Origin of the sequence: Desulfovibrio sp. ZJ746 (genome assembly GCF_011039155.1) — a bacterium.
GTDB lineage: Bacteria > Desulfobacterota > Desulfovibrionia > Desulfovibrionales > Desulfovibrionaceae > Desulfovibrio.
On the sequence record NZ_JAAKEK010000012.1, the window covers coordinates 1 to 14655 of the forward strand.

At 58.8% G+C, this 14655-nt stretch carries 18 protein-coding genes, 4 tRNA genes and 2 pseudogenes; 4 read left to right on the top strand and 20 right to left on the bottom strand.

Annotated features, from left to right (window positions below; all coding sequences use genetic code 11):
- The 6 genes and pseudogenes from G7Y54_RS12295 to G7Y54_RS12315 all read right to left on the bottom strand — a co-directional run.
- A pseudogene (locus tag G7Y54_RS12295) lies at positions 1-659 on the bottom strand (helix-turn-helix domain-containing protein); the annotation flags it as partial.
- A 336-nt stretch (positions 660-995) separates the two neighbouring features.
- Positions 996-1199 carry an AlpA family phage regulatory protein gene (locus G7Y54_RS12300; protein WP_165078670.1) on the bottom strand — a complete coding sequence of 68 codons (204 nt, stop codon included), beginning with the start codon at positions 1197-1199 and terminating at the stop codon, positions 996-998.
- Positions 1200-1536: 337 nt separating this feature from the next.
- Positions 1537-1710 (bottom strand): hypothetical protein, encoded by a 174-nt coding sequence (locus G7Y54_RS12305; protein ID WP_165078669.1) that lies wholly within the window; start codon positions 1708-1710, stop codon positions 1537-1539.
- A complete protein-coding gene (locus G7Y54_RS12770) occupies positions 1707-2477 on the bottom strand; it encodes a site-specific integrase (protein WP_346773646.1) in 771 nt (256 codons plus the stop codon). Before G7Y54_RS12770 ends, G7Y54_RS12305 begins: the two co-directional genes overlap by 4 nt.
- 18 nt (positions 2478-2495) lie before the next feature.
- Positions 2496-2825 (bottom strand): annotated as a pseudogene (locus G7Y54_RS12775) (integrase arm-type DNA-binding domain-containing protein); the annotation flags it as partial.
- Positions 2826-2898: 73 nt separating this feature from the next.
- Positions 2899-3159 carry a helix-turn-helix transcriptional regulator gene (locus G7Y54_RS12315; RefSeq protein ID WP_165078667.1) on the bottom strand — a complete coding sequence of 87 codons (261 nt, stop codon included), beginning with the start codon at positions 3157-3159 and terminating at the stop codon, positions 2899-2901.
- Positions 3160-3241: 82 nt separating this feature from the next.
- Here G7Y54_RS12315 and G7Y54_RS12320 point away from each other — a divergent pair, with 82 nt between their 5' ends.
- From G7Y54_RS12320 to G7Y54_RS12335, 4 genes are all read left to right on the top strand, one after another.
- Positions 3242-3592, top strand: coding sequence for a hypothetical protein (locus G7Y54_RS12320; protein WP_165078666.1), 351 nt, complete (start codon positions 3242-3244; stop codon positions 3590-3592).
- Positions 3593-3768: 176 nt separating this feature from the next.
- Positions 3769-4110: a hypothetical protein gene (locus G7Y54_RS12325; protein ID WP_165078665.1), complete on the top strand. Its 342-nt coding sequence runs from the start codon at positions 3769-3771 to the stop codon at positions 4108-4110.
- A 121-nt stretch (positions 4111-4231) separates the two neighbouring features.
- Positions 4232-4669 carry a type II toxin-antitoxin system antitoxin SocA domain-containing protein gene (locus G7Y54_RS12330; protein WP_165078664.1) on the top strand — a complete coding sequence of 146 codons (438 nt, stop codon included), beginning with the start codon at positions 4232-4234 and terminating at the stop codon, positions 4667-4669.
- Position 4670: 1 nt separating this feature from the next.
- Positions 4671-5105 carry a hypothetical protein gene (locus tag G7Y54_RS12335; RefSeq protein ID WP_165078663.1) on the top strand — a complete coding sequence of 145 codons (435 nt, stop codon included), beginning with the start codon at positions 4671-4673 and terminating at the stop codon, positions 5103-5105.
- Between the two features lie 9 nt (positions 5106-5114).
- Here G7Y54_RS12335 and G7Y54_RS12340 read toward each other — a convergent pair whose 3' ends face one another.
- The 14 genes from G7Y54_RS12340 to infB form a co-directional block, all read right to left on the bottom strand.
- A complete protein-coding gene (locus G7Y54_RS12340; RefSeq protein WP_165078662.1) occupies positions 5115-6113 on the bottom strand; it encodes an IS1595 family transposase in 999 nt (332 codons plus the stop codon).
- A 351-nt stretch (positions 6114-6464) separates the two neighbouring features.
- Positions 6465-6539 (bottom strand) — tRNA-Gly (locus G7Y54_RS12345).
- Positions 6540-6550: 11 nt separating this feature from the next.
- Positions 6551-6625, bottom strand: a tRNA-Gly gene (locus G7Y54_RS12350).
- A gap of 80 nt (positions 6626-6705) precedes the next feature.
- Positions 6706-6779 (bottom strand) — tRNA-Cys (locus G7Y54_RS12355).
- Between the two features lie 7 nt (positions 6780-6786).
- Positions 6787-6861: transfer RNA gene (locus tag G7Y54_RS12360), tRNA-Gly, on the bottom strand.
- 259 nt (positions 6862-7120) lie between these two features.
- Positions 7121-7426, bottom strand: a complete 306-nt coding sequence (locus G7Y54_RS12365) for a pseudouridine synthase (protein ID WP_165078661.1) — start codon at positions 7424-7426, stop codon at positions 7121-7123.
- A gap of 181 nt (positions 7427-7607) precedes the next feature.
- Positions 7608-8234: a tetratricopeptide repeat protein gene (locus G7Y54_RS12370; protein WP_165078660.1), complete on the bottom strand. Its 627-nt coding sequence runs from the start codon at positions 8232-8234 to the stop codon at positions 7608-7610.
- On the bottom strand, positions 8231-8677 hold the full coding sequence (locus tag G7Y54_RS12375) for a hypothetical protein (protein ID WP_346773645.1): 447 nt from the start codon (positions 8675-8677) through the stop codon (positions 8231-8233). The genes G7Y54_RS12370 and G7Y54_RS12375 overlap by 4 nt, the downstream gene beginning before the upstream one ends.
- Before the next feature lies 1 nt (position 8678).
- Entirely contained in the window at positions 8679-9344 is a 666-nt protein-coding gene (locus tag G7Y54_RS12380; RefSeq protein WP_165078659.1) for a YkgJ family cysteine cluster protein, read from the bottom strand.
- A 156-nt stretch (positions 9345-9500) separates the two neighbouring features.
- Positions 9501-9689, bottom strand: a complete 189-nt coding sequence (locus G7Y54_RS12385) for a ferredoxin (RefSeq protein WP_165078658.1) — start codon at positions 9687-9689, stop codon at positions 9501-9503.
- A 125-nt stretch (positions 9690-9814) separates the two neighbouring features.
- The gene (locus G7Y54_RS12390) at positions 9815-11119 is read right to left on the bottom strand and encodes a trypsin-like peptidase domain-containing protein (RefSeq protein ID WP_241159408.1); all 1305 of its coding nucleotides are present in this window, start codon (positions 11117-11119) and stop codon (positions 9815-9817) included.
- A gap of 50 nt (positions 11120-11169) precedes the next feature.
- Entirely contained in the window at positions 11170-12189 is a 1020-nt protein-coding gene (locus G7Y54_RS12395) for a DHHA1 domain-containing protein (RefSeq protein ID WP_165078657.1), read from the bottom strand.
- Positions 12176-12466: a DUF503 domain-containing protein gene (locus tag G7Y54_RS12400; RefSeq protein WP_165078682.1), complete on the bottom strand. Its 291-nt coding sequence runs from the start codon at positions 12464-12466 to the stop codon at positions 12176-12178. The genes G7Y54_RS12395 and G7Y54_RS12400 overlap by 14 nt, the downstream gene beginning before the upstream one ends.
- Positions 12467-12544: 78 nt before the next feature.
- Positions 12545-14655, bottom strand: a 2111-nt coding sequence (gene infB, locus G7Y54_RS12405) for a translation initiation factor IF-2 (RefSeq protein WP_165080284.1), incomplete at its 5' end; no start/stop codon positions are given.

The following is a 14655-nucleotide window of genomic DNA, read 5'->3' on the forward strand; positions in this document are numbered from 1 at the left end:
GTGAGGCAAAAAACGGCAAGACCCGGTCGTTCAACAGATCCGCGCAGGCAATGGGCGTCTTGGTGGTATAGAGCTTGGCTGTGGCCCACTTCGAGTAGGTATCCACAAAGGTTTGTTGGTAAATCCGGCCCACCCCTTTGATTGTCCCCACATAAAACGTGTCCTGGCTGCCGAGATAGCCGGGGTGATGGCTTTCAATCTCGCCGTACGCCTCATCATCCTTTTTTTCATTCCCGAGCCTATACCTGGGCCCCGGTCCCCGGTGCGCTGACATCTTTTCCGGGGCTGCCAGGCGCTGCTTCAGGGTCGAAGGGCTATGGCGCAACCAGATGGAGCACACGCCAGACAGCGACACGAAGATGGCCTGTTTTCGCAGCTCGTTGCCGGCCCTGACCTGACTCACGAGCCGGAAAGGCCGTGGCAAACTCGACCACCGCCTGTTCAGTGGCTTCTTCGACCCGGTTTTTCAGATTGGGTTTTCTCCGGCTGACTTCAAACAGGGCCTCAACGCCGCCGGCATTTCTGGCTGCCTGATACCGATAGAACGTATCCCTGGAAAAGCCCATGATACGGCAAGTCTTGGAGATATTACCCAATTCGGCGGCAAGGTTGAGAAGTCCGGTCTTGTGCTTGATGACGCTTTGATTAAAACTTTCCATCGAGAACTCCGTGGGCATCGTGCCCGGTTGATGGGTTGTACACACTTCCATCAAAACGGAGTTCCCCTTGCTTTTCAAGGGGCTATTGTCAGATCAAGTCGAAACTAGCTCAACTTTTTTGTGTCGCTGTCTTTATGCTTCTGGCTTGCGAGCTTCCTTTGACTGAGCCCCAGCCGGAGGCTTCCTCGTCCGTCGCCCGCAAGTATCCATAGCCGGAAAGCAAGGGCATCAGGTCAAGGCCCGCGAAGCGGCCCGCCAGGGCTTGGCCTTGACCTGATGACCGCTTCCGGCACACATGCGGGTGTGACGGACGAAGAGCCGGGGAAAAAACGATGCTCATTTTTCCTCCGGTTCGGCGGTGAGCTTCTCCAGAAGCGCGGCAATATCCGCTGCCCTCCACGACGTTGTGCGCGGGCCGAGTTTTACGGGTTTCAGATAACGGCCGCTCTTGCAACCTGCCCACCACGCGCTGCGGCTGACGGGAATGAGCGCGAGTACCTGCGGCAGACGAAGGAATCCGGTTGAGGGAAGTTGAGACATGATTAAACCTCCATGATGTTTCTTTCATGGAAGCCTATCACGGGTTTTTAGAAAGGTTGATTTAAGGCGCTGAAAATGCTTTTTCCGTCAAACCAGAGAAATCCAGATATATTTCTATAGGTCCAGGAAAAAAATGAAATTTCTTCTTGACAACTTTTGGGATTCAATAGTGTCAAGTTATATCTTATTGAAATTTTTGAAATAAAAAAGGGCTTCCGATATGGAAAGCCCTTTGGGGATATGCTAAAGCCAATATGCTGTGATTATTGAAGCTTTCTTTTTTCCGCTCCCGGAATTCCTCCAGATAAGCGGCCCATTGGAACAAAAAGTGCCTTGCTCAACTATACCAGGCCCGGATTATGTCCATGCCGTCATAACCCATCGCCCTCATTCGTTCCATTTCTTCCTCACTCCAGCCAGTATTGGCGATGGTTATCTGAGGTTCCTCCCCGACCACATCATCTTCCGCGGGAGCCAGTACAATGTAGGGACTGATAGCGCCCTCTTTCATGCCTTTTCCTCCATGCTGATATTTTTCTCTCGTCCAGTATTGCGTAATGAATCCAGATAGTCAGCCCATTCATCCATCATGCGGCGTCGTTCCGAAAGATATTCGGCTCGATTATAAATGCCGCGTATCTTGTTACGAGGATTGTGCGCAAGCTGTTTCTCAATGGCATCCGCCGGATAACCCTGTTCGTTGAGAATGGTGCTGGCCATGGACCGGAAGCCGTGAGCGCACATTTCATCCTTTTCAAAACCCATGCGCCGCAAGGCAGCGATGAATGTTGCATCGCTGATAGCTCTTTCAGAAGATCGCAAGCCGGGGAACATGAGCCGGCCACGACCGGTTATCTGGCGCAGTTCTTCCAGAACAACGCAAGCCTGAGAACTCAAGTGTACAAGGTGATCAAGTCGCATTTTCATGCGACGGGCGGGGATGCGCCACAGCTTTTCCTCCATGTCGATTTCATCCCATTCGCCAAGGCGAACTTCGCCTGGACGCAGAAAGGTCAGTGCAAGGAGTTGCAAGCCGCACTTGGTGACAATGTTTCCCGTGTAGGCGTCAATAGCCCGCAAAAGCCCTCCGACTTCCACCGGGTCGGTGATGGCGGCGCGGGAAGTGGTAATGTGCGGTTTAAGTGCCCCGCGCAAGTCTGCGGCGGCATCCCGTTCAGCTCTGCCTGTGGCGATAGCGTAGCGGAATATCTGCGAACAGCTCTCACGTATACGGTTTGCCTGGTAGCTGGCCCCGCGCGCTTCGATTTTGCGAAGCACAGACAAAAGATCCGGCGGGGTAATTTCGCTGATGGGGTATTTGCCCAGATAGGGGAAAACATTGACGGAGATGCGCTCAAGCACGGCTTCGGCATAGCGTTCACTCCATGCCGACTTCTTGTTGGCGTGCCATTCCCGCGCTATGGCCTCGAAACTGTTTTCTCCAATGCGGGAAGACGCCTTTTTCTGAGCCGATGGGTCGATACCCCTTCGCAGCAATTTTTTGGCGTCATTGCATGTCTCCAGCGCTTCCTTAAGAGACAGTTGGGGGTATGCGCCAAGGGTAAGCAGTTTCTCGCGGCCCTGAAAGCGGTATTTCACGCGCCAGCTCTTGGTACCGCTGGGAGCGACGTAAAGAAAAGGCTATGTTATAGGACATAGTTGATAGTGCGGCTAAACCGATACCACGCAGGGCTACAAGCTACTCCCCTCCTTTCAACTGCTCAATTTCCTCCTCGACTATTGATAGCATTTCGCTAGGTTTCAAGCCAAAAGCCTCGCTCAAATAAAACAGAGCGTTGACCGTAGGGCGCTTATCTCCCTTCTCAAGCTGGATCAGGTAAACGCGCTCAAGCTTGGCCAGTTGAGCCAGCCTGAGCTTGCTCAGATTTAGCTCTTCCCGTTTGGCCTTCAAAACATTCGCAAACGCCCGCTTGAGCAAGGGATAGTCTTCCATTTCCATAGAATACGCCAAAAGACTTGACCTACACCTGTAACCATAGTAAACATTCGTGAAGCAATCTTTAACCTTGGGAGGAACCACCATGCTTAAACGTGCAGCCGTGTTTGTGGCCCTGGCAATGTTCATTTCAATGGTAAGCCTGACTGACGCACACGCTGAAGCCAGAGGCCCGAAGATTTTTGGCTTGCAAGTTGGTATGCCGTGGGAGGAGGCCGTTCAAATTGTTAAGCAGTACGCAAATAAAATTGGGATTAGAGTATATGAAGAAGATCATAGTGTACTCATTGGTAAAGGAAATGATAGGTTCGTTGCAAAATATATTATAATATCAAGAGTTTTCCAAAATAGAAAAAAAGTAAATTTCCTAGCAGATATGACAATCTATCCAAAAGCCTTTAATATTGAAAATATGGATATAGAAAAGCTAAAATAATATGCAATAAATATGGGATTGATCTGGAAAGAATGAAAATGATAAACGCACTTCAGTTAGGATATAATAATACAAAAGAAGGATATGAGGTACTTGTCGACGACTTTGGATGTATTCAAGTTAAAGCAACAGAAAGTTCATCAGATATGATTATGGAATAACACTAGGAATAACCTATGGCATATGAACACGAAATATGCGCGAAGAAAATTCTCATAAACTTGAAACATCACGAGGAAGAACGAGGCAAGTCTATTCGCCGCGCTTTGCTTACAAAAGAAGATATTAAGCAATGCGCTAACCGTGAGCAGCTAAAAGAAGGGTACGTCAACGACTTAATTGCCGCTATGTACGACCTTGGCTGGCTGCTAGTCGCTGATTACGATGGGAAGAGGTACTACCTGATAGACAAAAAGGCTTTCAAGCCTGACCGGCATCACTTCCCCATCGACAGCATAGACGATCTAACTAGCGACAAAAAGACGGACAGAGCCTACGCCAATCTGTTCGGTGAGTGAACCAAGCTGTCAGCGCAGCAATCACTAAGCCCATCTCCTCAAAGCCAGCTAGTCATATGAGTTGACTAGCTGGCTTTTTCATGTAAAAAACAGTTTATTAAAATAAATAAGGAGGGCCCGCATGGAAACGAATGTTTTTGATGTTGCCCAATATATTGTTAACAAAATTGGGCAAATATCTACCGTTAAGCTCCAAAAACTCGTGTATTATTGTCAAGCATGGTCACTTGCGTGGGACGATGAACCTTTATTTGACGAAGAATTTGAAGCGTGGGCGAGTGGTCCCGTTGCGCCTAAATTATATGAAAAGCATAGAGGAAGATATAAATCGCCTACTCAATTTCAAGGAGCAAACGTCAGTCACTTATCAGAAAATCAAATAGATACTATTGATGTCGTACTAGATGCTTATGGAGAAAAAAGTCCTGAATGGTTAGTAACGTCAACACACATGGAAGAACCTTGGAAAGAGGCACGAGGAGATTTGGCTGAAGGGCAAAGAGGTCATAATGTCATATCAAAAGAAAGTATGCTTGCCTATTATAGTAGTTTAAAATAAAATGTCTAAACAAAAGAAAGTAATCCTTCAATCGATTTCAGATCGTAAAGTTGCAACGCAACAACCCGTTAATACTGTTTTTAGGCATATGATGGGCTGGAATTTTAATTTAATGGATGTTGATAATCAATTCCCATGGTATTGTTCGTTCAAACGATTAACTAAATATAGAAATGCACTGTTGCAGTTTGAAACAAAAAATTTTGAAACAATTTTTAAGGAGGATACAAGTAATCATGACTGGGATAACGTAGAAAAAATAAATATAAAAATTAGAAGGCGAGCTCAAGAACTAAATATAGAATTAGATTCTTTATGTCAATTGGCTCTTACCAATAAAGTGAGAGTATTTGGAATACGAAACGGTAATATTTTTTCTATAATTTGGCTTGACCCTGAGCATAGTATTTATAAAACAGAAAAAAAGAACACCTAAATATAAACTTTACACCGGCATGAGCGGCCTATTTGTTATGGCTTGCCAAGTACCATACCAGTCCTCTTTGATTGCTACTTTTACTACTTGCCTTAGATTCAGCTTTCGCTCACCGATGCTATTTATCCAAGCTAAATAGTTGTCCAAGTATTTCGTAGCGACTCCTTTGAACTTTTTGATGAACGCTTTCAAGCGTGAATGATAGGCATTAATCGTATTTATATGGTACACACCCTTTACAGTTTCATGCTCTTGAATGACAACATGTTCAAGATGTCTGTCTCGCGCAAACTTTTTATAAGCTGAATCATTGTCTGTACACAGCACCGAGTCCCTGTCTATTCTTGCACCAATGGCACGAGTTATTTCCTTCGCTGTTGCCCTCCCTCTTGCACTTATCTTGCCATATACTTTTCCATTTCTATCAATGGCAGTAGAGACGGCTATCTGTTCTTCGGATATTCCCGGCTTGCTCGCTGATGTTCCTCGCTTGTACGATTCTCTATTAGGTGGCTGGTTCCCCTTATAACTCTCTCTTACATAGGTGTCATCAGCTTCAACTACATTTTGTAGCTTGATGTGTTTCAGTTTCTTACGAAGAATAGCTAAAATTTTATGCCTCCACATAAATGCTGTCACAACGGATATGCCACAATACTTAGCTGCTTTCCTTATCGTCATGCCATTAAGCATACAATCAATGTATGACAACCATACGGACAAATCCTTCTTACTGTTTGACAGGAAAGTGTACGAAAGAGGCGTGAACGTACTCTTGCACTTCTTGCAATGGTAACGCTGAACGCCATCTTTCGTCTTACCATATTTCACAAGATACTTAATACCTCCGCAATCAGGGCAAGCTATCCCTTGATTCTCTTTTATCTGAACTAAATCAGTCAGACTGATTGAAGGGTTGGTTCTAAGCCATTTCTGGAGCCTTTCCTGCTCCTCTGGTGAGAGGGAGGGGAGAAGCGTGGTTATTTGCCTGTACGCATCGCTGGTCATCTCGGTCAATCCTTTGAAAATCAGCGTTACAAGCCACTTTTCAGCTTGACAAGTGAATAATACCAAAATCTTAGCTTTTCGTCAACTAGGTGCTATAACAAAGCCAAAGAAAAAGGCCATTGCCGTCGAAAAACTTCCGGGCCTTGTCCGCAGGTTTTATGCCACGGCTGGCGGTATCGGTAAGGGGCATGGGGTATCACCTCCGGGCAGGTAAAATCTACCCCCGGAAGTACCCCGAAAAAGAGGGGATGTCTATGGACAAAAATAGCCGGGTTCATACTGTCTTCCAAACCATTTCATCTTATTTTTCAATGGCTTTTGGACTGTATTGAACCCGGCTGGCATTCAATCTGGAGCGGGAAACGGGATTTGAACCCGCGACCTTCAGCTTGGGAAGCTGACACTCTACCGCTGAGTTATTCCCGCGAAAAAGCCGGTGGAGCGGGAGACGGGATTTGAACCCGCGACTTCAACCTTGGCAAGGTTGCACTCTACCACTGAGTTACTCCCGCACGGGCGCCGCCCCCGAGGGCGGATGGAATGGGCTACCCTCCGCAGCCATATGAGGCCATATGACCGCCGAAAAGAAAACTGGAGGCGGCATCCAGATTTGAACTGGAGATGGAGGTTTTGCAGACCTCTGCCTTACCACTTGGCTATGCCGCCAATTCAGTGGAGCGGGAGACGGGATTTGAACCCGCGACTTCAACCTTGGCAAGGTTGCACTCTACCACTGAGTTACTCCCGCAGGAAGGACGTAAACCTACGCTTTCCCCGTTTCCCTGTCAAGCGCCGAAAGGCACTTCGCGCCCGGGCGGCAAAAATGGCCCCCCAACGCGCGGCACAGGCGCTTGCCCCTGCGGCAGGGCTGCGACCGTGGCGCCGGCCCGTGGTCACCTGCCAAGGCACGGATGAAAATGCCGTGCGCACAGGGCGCCCGTGCGGCCTGCAAGCCCGGCGCGCTCCACGGGCAGACCCCCCGGAAAAGCGTCAAAAGCCCGTCTTGGCTAGTCGTCCAGCAGGCCGAGCAGGCGGGCGACGCGCTGCTCGTTGAGGCCGGAGTGGGCCTCCACGAGCTCCTGGCTCTGGAGGGCGGCTTCCTCTTCCACGCGGGCGAGGGTCATCTGCACTTCCTCGGTGTTGGGATAGTGCGGCGTGACGGCCATTTTCTCCACGGTGTCGAGGGCCGGCGCGGCGGAGCTGGCGGCAGCCGCGGCGCGGTTCTCGGCCGGGAGCATGGTGTTCACGCGCTCCTGGAAGGTGGGAAAAAAGGTGCCGAGATCGTGGTTACGGCTGCGGAACTGCAATTCCATGGTCGTGCTCCTTGCATCGAAAAACACAGGCGGCAGGATTGTCCGCCCGGTAGCTGTCCGCTGACAGGGAAGCAAGAAGCATGCCTGACGGCCGTGCGCCAGCCGGCCCCTCCGCACGACACAAAAAGCCGGGCACGACGCCACTGCGCCCGCCCGGCCTCGTGCTTCGGTGCAAAACCGTTCAGCCGCGCGCGGCCGCCAGCTCCTCCAGAAAGCCCGCCGGCACCTCGAAGCCCAGTTGCTGCGCCTTTTCCACGGCTTCCTGCGCCTCGTCGAGGCGGCCTTCCTCAAAGAGCACGAGGGCGAGGTTGTTCCACGCCGGGGCGAAGGCCGGCTCCTGCGCAATGAGCTCGCGGCAGAGGCGCTCGGCCGTGTCCAGCTCGCGCTTCATGAAATAGGCCGTGATGAGGGCGTTCTTGGCCTGGATGAAGTCCGGGGCCCATTTCAGGGCCTTGTTGAGCGCCTGGATGGCCTTGTCCGGCTCGCCCCGCTGGAGGTGCACAAAGGCGATATTGCTCTGCGGGATGGCGAACTTGGCCCGCGAGCCCGCGGCCTCCTCGTTGTAGCGCAGGCAGCCCTCGAGGTCGCCGCGCTCGAGGCAGATGCCGCCGAGCTGCACATAGGCCTCGGCGAGGTGCGGCGAATTGCGCAGCGCCGAAAGGAAGGCCTCCTCGGCGGCCACGAAGTCGCGCTTGCTCAAAAAGGCCAGGCCGAGGTTGTAATAATGGTTGGCGCACTTTTCGTTGGCCTTGATCTCGTCCTTCAGGTCAGCGATATATTCGTCGATGTCGTCGTAATGGGCTTTCATGGCAAATGTCCTTCCTTTTTCAGCAAATCATGGTACCAGAGGCAGAAATCGAAGATGCCCTGGAACTTCTCGTCCTTGTTGATGACGCCGATGGCGCATTCCACGGCGCCCGCGCGGTAGGCCCGGTCGCGCGAGGCCACGCCGTGCGCGCGCGAAAATTCGTCGAGCAGGTCCTGGGCCGTGCGCTGGCTGCGCTCGGTACGGATGTCGAGCGGGTCCTTGGGCGCCTGGAAGGGATCCCAGAGGTCATAGCCCAGGCGGTCCACGAACTTGCGCCGGCGCGGGTTCATCTTTTCATAGATCTCGCGCTTGAGGCGCGCCTGCTCGGCCGTGAGGTCGCGCGGGACCTCCTCGGCGAAGAGGCGCGCGGCCGCGGCGCCGGGCTGCGGGGTTTCTGGCTGGCCGGCCCCGGTTGCTGGCGGCTGGCGGGAAGCGTCGCCCATGTCAGTCTTCCGCCCTGGCCGGGCCGATGCCGAGATAGTTTTCGTCATAGCGCGTCAGGAGCGCCATGGAGAGCGGCACATAGACCTCGCCGAGCTCGAAGCGCGACTCGACGGTCTCGGCGATCTCGCGGCTCAGGGTGTCGAGCCGGCCCTGGAAGCGCTCCAGCCGCACCGTGGGGTAGGACTGGCCCTTGTCGAAGCGCGAGAGGCCGCACACATGGGCCTCGCCGCCGATCTCCGTGGGGATGCCGTAGAGGCGGCAGGTGATGGGGCGCCCGTCATAGAGCAGGCAGCGGTCGTCGGCCCCGAGCAGCGGGCAGCGCACGCGCAGGCTGGCCGCGCGGGCCATGATGGCCTTGGGGCTTTCGCCGTCCTTTTCGGCGCGGAACATCTCGCGCTTGTGGCGCGTGAGCGCGCGGTCGATCTCCGAGGCGCGCGTCAGGATGTCCGAGCGCTCGCGGCCATGCCCGAAGGCCGCGTTGAAGGCCGCGTTGACGGCCATGGCCTCCACAAGGGAAAGATCGAAGAGCGCGTGGCAGCAGTCGCTGCAACCCTCGTGGCAGGTGACGCATTCGGGATACTTGGCCGTCACATGGGCGAAGATGGCGTCCGCCTCGTCCCTCAGGGTGGCGTAGCTGGCAAAGATGGGGCTCAGGTCAGGGATCATGGATGTTTCCTGGGGCGCCCCGCGCCGGCGGCACAGGCACGGCTGCGGGCGCCGAATAGGGGAGTGCCGCCGGGCATGCGCATCATGCACGCACCCGGCGGCACTCCTGAACGGCCTCCGCCCGCGGCGCGAAAACGCGGCGCCCGGCGGGACAGCTTACATTTCTTCCACGGTGATGGCGTTGCTCTCGCAGACCTCGACACAGGATTCGCAGCCGAGGCACTCGTCGGCGTTGACGGGGTCGGACTTGCCGTCCTTCATCTGGTAGACCTCCACGGGGCAAACGTCCACACACTCGCCACAGCCCACGCACTTGTCGGTATCGACGGTCACATTGTAGCCCATTGTTTCCTCCAGAAATTTGGTGTTCCGCTGAGTTACGGGCAGGCCCTGCCCGCTCGCGTAAGGGATAGCGTCACGGGGGGAGCCTGTCAAGTAGCTCCCCGCTTTTTCCCCGGCGCGGGGAGGCTTCAGGGCACAAGCCGCGCCTGGTAGAGGCGCCCCTGCCTCACGACCTGGAGGATGACCTCCGGCGCCAGCCGCTCGCGCCGGAACACGTCCACAAGTTCCTTGCGGCTCCCCACCCGCCGGCCGTCGATGCCGGCGATGTTGTCGCCGGGGCGCAGAAAGTCCGCCGGGCCGCCCTCCCGCACGGAGGCCACCGCGGGCGCGCCCTTGCCGTCTTTTACGGAAAAGCCCCAGCGGCGCTCCATGAGGCGCCCTGCCGCCGCGTCATCCAGCGGCGCGGGCGTGAGGGTCACGGTGCGCGTGCCGTCCTTGCGGCGCAGGGCCACGCGCACGCTCTCGCCGGGCATCTGGTTGCGCAGGGAGTTCACAAGGTCGCGCCCGTCGCGTAAGCCCGTGCCGTTGAGGGAAAGGAGGATGTCGCCCGCCGCGATGCCGGCCCTGGCCGCCGGCGTGCCGGCCACGGCCTCGCGCACGAGCACGCCCGCGGGCTCGATGCCCAGCGCCCCGGCCGTGCGGCCGTCCACATCCTGCCCGAGCACGCCGAGCCAGAGCGGCGCGCTGTGGCTTCCGGCCATGATGTCGTCGAGCACGCGGCGCGCCTTGCCCGCCGGGATGGCGAAGCCGATGCCCTCGCCGCGCGCGTCCACCACGGTGTTGATGCCGATGATGCGCCCGTCGAGGTCGAGGAGAGGCCCGCCGCTGTTGCCCGGGTTGATGGCCGCGTCGGTCTGGATGAGGTCGGTGAGCATGCCGCCCTCGTTGCGGATGGAGCGCCCGAGGGCCGAGATGACGCCGGTCGTCACCGTATGGTTGAAGCCGAAGGGGTTGCCGATGGCGATGACCGTCTCGCCGGGCATGAGGTCGCCCGTGTCCGCGAGGCGCGCCGAGGGCAGGCCCGGGGCGCCGCGGATTTCCAGCACGGCGAGGTCGAAGTCTGGCTCGGCGCCAAGCACGCGAGCGGGAAAGTCGCGCCCGTCCTGCAAATGCACCATGATCTCGCCGCCGCCGGCGACCACATGGGCGTTGGTGAGCACGAGGCCGCGCCCCCCATCCACGATGACGCCGCTGCCAAGGCTCGCCCTTTTGCGGCCCTGGTTCCCCAGGCGGTCGGGGAGCGGCCCGAAGAAGCGCTCCAGCGGCGAAAGGGCGCCCCGCTCGGCCGGCAGGGCGCTCGTGATATTGACCACGGCCGGCGCCGCGGCCCGCACCACGCGCACCACCGGGGTCAGCCGGGCGGAGCCGGCCGGGATGGACGGGGCGGCAAGGGCGCTGCCTGCGGCAAAAAAAGCGAGCAGGAGCAGCGGCAACAGCGGCGCACAGGGGCGTCGGCACCGGGAGGGGCTGGCAGGGCGCACCCTCACCGCGCGGCCTCCTGCGCGGCCAGGGCCGCGCCCACGGTCTCGAGCAGCACGCCCTCGGCCGCGGCCATGGGCAGGTCGATGGTGCCGCCGGCGGCATTGCGGTGGCCGCCCCCGCCGAGGGCCTGGGCCATGACGCGCACGTCCACCCAGCCGCGCGAGCGCAGGCTGAACTTGCAGCTTTCCTCCCCTTCCTCCCGCAACAGCGCGGCCACGCGCACGCCCTTGATGCGCCTGAACCAGTCCACCAGGCCTTCCATTTCCTCCTTGGTGGCGTGGCACTCGCGCATGTCCTCACGGAAGACCGGGCACACGGCCACGCGCTCGTCGCAGGCGAGGCGCACGCGGCCGAGCAGGCGGCTCCAGAGGTGGACGCGGCCCATGCTCCAGCCGCTGTCCAATTGCTCGCGCAGGTCGGAGATGCGGCAGCCGCCGCGGGAGAGCAGCGCGCAAAGCTCGAAGACATCGGCGCTGGTATTGCCGTGGCAGAAGCCGCCGGTGTCGGTGATGAGCCCGAGCGCCACGGAATCGGCAAGCCCGCCCGTCAGCGGCTCGCCGAGGGCCAGGGCCAGGCAGGCCATGAGCTGCGCCGTGGCCGCGGCCTCGGGCGTCACCCAGTTGGCCACCGTGCCCATGCCCGGGCCGCCGAGGTGGTGGTCGATATTGACGCTCGGGAAGTCGGCCACGCGGGCCGCGAGCTCGCGGCCGAGGCGGCCGGGGCTGTCGCAGTCGAGCAAAAGCGCGCTCTCGGGCGCGAAGGGCAGGTGCGAGAGGCTGGTGTGGAGTTTCGCCGGCAGGGGCAAAAAGTCCAGCGTGGCCGGGAGGCCGGTAGGGCTGTAGAGCGTGAACTCGCGCCCCAGGGCCCGGAAGATCCAGCCGGCGGCCGCCATGGAGCCCAGGGCGTCGCCATCAAGGTTGACGTGGGCCGCGATGAGCACACGGTCAAGGCCGCGCACGGCGTCGGCCACGCGGCGGGCGTCGCCGCGCCATTTTTCGGGCACGGCGTCAATCAGCGGCATAGATCTCCACCTCGCTGTCGATCATTTCTTCGGGAGAGACGGCTTCGAGCATCAGGCAGCACTTGTCCATGCGCGAGCGCAAGTGGCGCTCGCTGTTGGAGATGGACACCACCGCGAGCCGGAGGCGGGTGAGGCTGTCTTCCGTCCCGGCCTCGGCCACGGCCACGTTGAAGGTGTTGCGCGCCTTCTGCTTCAGGCTGTTGGCCACGCGGCGCTTGGCCTTGAGGTTGTCGTTGCCGTCCAGGCTGAATTCGACGGTCAGCACCGCCACGAACATGGGCATGGTCTTTTCCGTGCACAGAAAGGGGCGGCCCGCGCTCGCCGCGCAAACCGCCCCCGAAACTGCATCGTCACCCTACAAGGTGGCGGCTTCCTCCACGGTCTCGAAGGCCTCGATGATGTCGCCGACCTTGACATCGTTGAAGTTCTCGAGGCCCACGCCGCACTCGTTGCCCTTGACCACCTCGCGGGCGTCGTCCTTGAAGCGCTTGAGCGAGGCGATCTTGCCGGTGTAGATGACCACGCCATCGCGCAAAAGGCGCACGCCGGCATTGCGGGCGATCTTGCCGTCCGACACGTAGGAGCCCGCGATGATGCCCACCTTGGGCACGCTGAAGGTCTCGCGCACCTCGGCCTGGCCGAGGTAGACCTCGCGGTGCACCGGGGCCAGCATGCCGGCCATGGCGCTCTTGATGTCGTCCACGAGCTTGTAGATGATGTCGTAGAAGCGGATGTCCACGTTCTCGCGCTCGGCCACGTCCTTGATGCGCGCGGCCGGCCGCACGTTGAAGCCGATGATGATGGCCTGCGAGGCCGAGGCGAGCAGGATGTCCGACTCGCTGATGGCGCCCGTGCCACCATGCACCACGTTGATCTTGACCTTGTCGGTGCTCAGCTTGTTGAGCGCCTCGGTGATGGCCTCGAGGCTGCCCTGCACGTCGGCCTTGAGCACGAGGTTGAGGGTCTGGGCCTCCTGGCTCTCCGCGCTTCTGGAGAGGAAGGTCTCCAGCGTGACCTTGGCCTCGGAGCGCAAATCGTGCTCGCGCTGGCGCACGGCGCGCGAATCCGCGATGCGGCGGGCGAGCTTGTCGTCGGCCACCACGAAGAACTCCTCGCCGGCCTCGGGCACGCCCTCGAAGCCCTGCACCTCCACCGGGATGGAGGGGCCGGCCTCCTTGACCTTCTTGCCCTGGTCGCTCGTGAGCGCGCGCACGCGGCCCGAGAACGGCCCGCAGACGAAGTTGTCGCCAAGGCGCAGCGTGCCCTCCTGGATGAGCACGGTGGCCACCGGGCCGCGGCCCTTGTCGAGCCTGGCCTCCACGATGTGGCCGCGCGCCGGCTTGTCCGGGTTGGCCTTGAGGTCCATGATTTCCGACTGCAGGGCCACGAGCTCGAGCAGGTCGTCGAGGCCCTCGCGCGTCTTGGCGGACACGCGGGAGACGACCGTGTCCCCGCCCCAGTCCTCGGGCTGGAGGCCGAGCTCGGCGAGCTCGCGCAGCACGCGGTCAGGGTCGGCGCCGGGCTTGTCCATCTTGTTGACGGCCACCATGATGGGCACATTGGCCGCGCGCGAGTGGTTGATGGCCTCGCGCGTCTGCTCCATGACGCCGTCGTCGGCCGCCACCACGAGGATGACGAGGTCCGTCACCTGGGCGCCGCGCGCGCGCATGGCCGTGAAGGCCTCGTGGCCCGGCGTGTCGAGGAAGACGATCTCGCCGCGCTTGGTCTTCACATGGTAGGCGCCGATATGCTGGGTGATGCCGCCGGCCTCGCCGCTCGTCACGTTGGACTTGCGGATGGCGTCGAGCAAGGAGGTCTTGCCGTGGTCCACATGGCCCATGATGGTGACCACCGGGGGCCTCGGCTTGAGGCTTTCGGGCGCGTCGGCCTCCTTGGGCACGAGGTAGTCCTCCTCGGAGAAGCCGGCCTTTTCCACCTCGTAGCCGAACTCCGCCGCCACCAGCGTGGCGGTGTCGATATCCAGCGACTGGTTGATGGTGGCCATGACCCCGAGCCCGAAGAGCACCTTGATGATCTCGTTGGCCTTGAGGCCCATCTGGTGCGCCATGTCGGCCACGCGGATGGCCTCGGTGACGCGGATCTTGCGCTTGGCGGCCTTGATGGGCTGGGTGGCCTGCGGCGCGGCCTGCACCTTGCCGCCCTTGCGGCGCGAGCGGCCGCGGTTGAGGCGCAGCCCCTCCTCGTCGTCGCCGTGGCGCCCGAAATCGCCCTGCTGGAAGTCCACGGTGCGCCGGCCCTTGAGGCGCTTTTTCTTGCTCTGGCCGTCGCGGCTGTCGGCCTGGCCCGGGGCCGGCTGGCCGAAGCCGGGCGCGCCGGGGCGCGGGGCCCCGTAGCCTCCGGGTGACGCCGCCGGGGAATTCCAGAAGCTCCATGGACATGGCGTTTTCGACGCCGTGCACGCGGGCGATGCCGTCGCCCACGTAGAGCACGGTGCCGGTCTCGCTC

Bases quoted from the DNA above. Each gene is read 5' to 3' on its own strand.
- G7Y54_RS12300 (WP_165078670.1), bottom strand. From the start codon at position 1,199: ATGTCTCAACTTCCCTCAACCGGATTCCTTCGTCTGCCGCAGGTACTC.
- G7Y54_RS12305 (WP_165078669.1), bottom strand. From the start codon at position 1,710: ATGAAAGAGGGCGCTATCAGTCCCTACATTGTACTGGCTCCCGCGGAA.
- G7Y54_RS12315 (WP_165078667.1), bottom strand. From the start codon at position 3,159: ATGGAAATGGAAGACTATCCCTTGCTCAAGCGGGCGTTTGCGAATGTT.
- G7Y54_RS12320 (WP_165078666.1), top strand. From the start codon at position 3,242: ATGCTTAAACGTGCAGCCGTGTTTGTGGCCCTGGCAATGTTCATTTCA.
- G7Y54_RS12325 (WP_165078665.1), top strand. From the start codon at position 3,769: ATGGCATATGAACACGAAATATGCGCGAAGAAAATTCTCATAAACTTG.
- G7Y54_RS12330 (WP_165078664.1), top strand. From the start codon at position 4,232: ATGGAAACGAATGTTTTTGATGTTGCCCAATATATTGTTAACAAAATT.
- G7Y54_RS12335 (WP_165078663.1), top strand. From the start codon at position 4,671: ATGTCTAAACAAAAGAAAGTAATCCTTCAATCGATTTCAGATCGTAAA.
- G7Y54_RS12340 (WP_165078662.1), bottom strand. From the start codon at position 6,113: ATGACCAGCGATGCGTACAGGCAAATAACCACGCTTCTCCCCTCCCTC.
- G7Y54_RS12365 (WP_165078661.1), bottom strand. From the start codon at position 7,426: ATGGAATTGCAGTTCCGCAGCCGTAACCACGATCTCGGCACCTTTTTT.
- G7Y54_RS12370 (WP_165078660.1), bottom strand. From the start codon at position 8,234: ATGAAAGCCCATTACGACGACATCGACGAATATATCGCTGACCTGAAG.
- G7Y54_RS12375 (WP_346773645.1), bottom strand. From the start codon at position 8,677: ATGGGCGACGCTTCCCGCCAGCCGCCAGCAACCGGGGCCGGCCAGCCA.
- G7Y54_RS12380 (WP_165078659.1), bottom strand. From the start codon at position 9,344: ATGATCCCTGACCTGAGCCCCATCTTTGCCAGCTACGCCACCCTGAGG.
- G7Y54_RS12385 (WP_165078658.1), bottom strand. From the start codon at position 9,689: ATGGGCTACAATGTGACCGTCGATACCGACAAGTGCGTGGGCTGTGGC.
- G7Y54_RS12395 (WP_165078657.1), bottom strand. From the start codon at position 12,189: ATGCCGCTGATTGACGCCGTGCCCGAAAAATGGCGCGGCGACGCCCGC.
- G7Y54_RS12400 (WP_165078682.1), bottom strand. From the start codon at position 12,466: ATGTTCGTGGCGGTGCTGACCGTCGAATTCAGCCTGGACGGCAACGAC.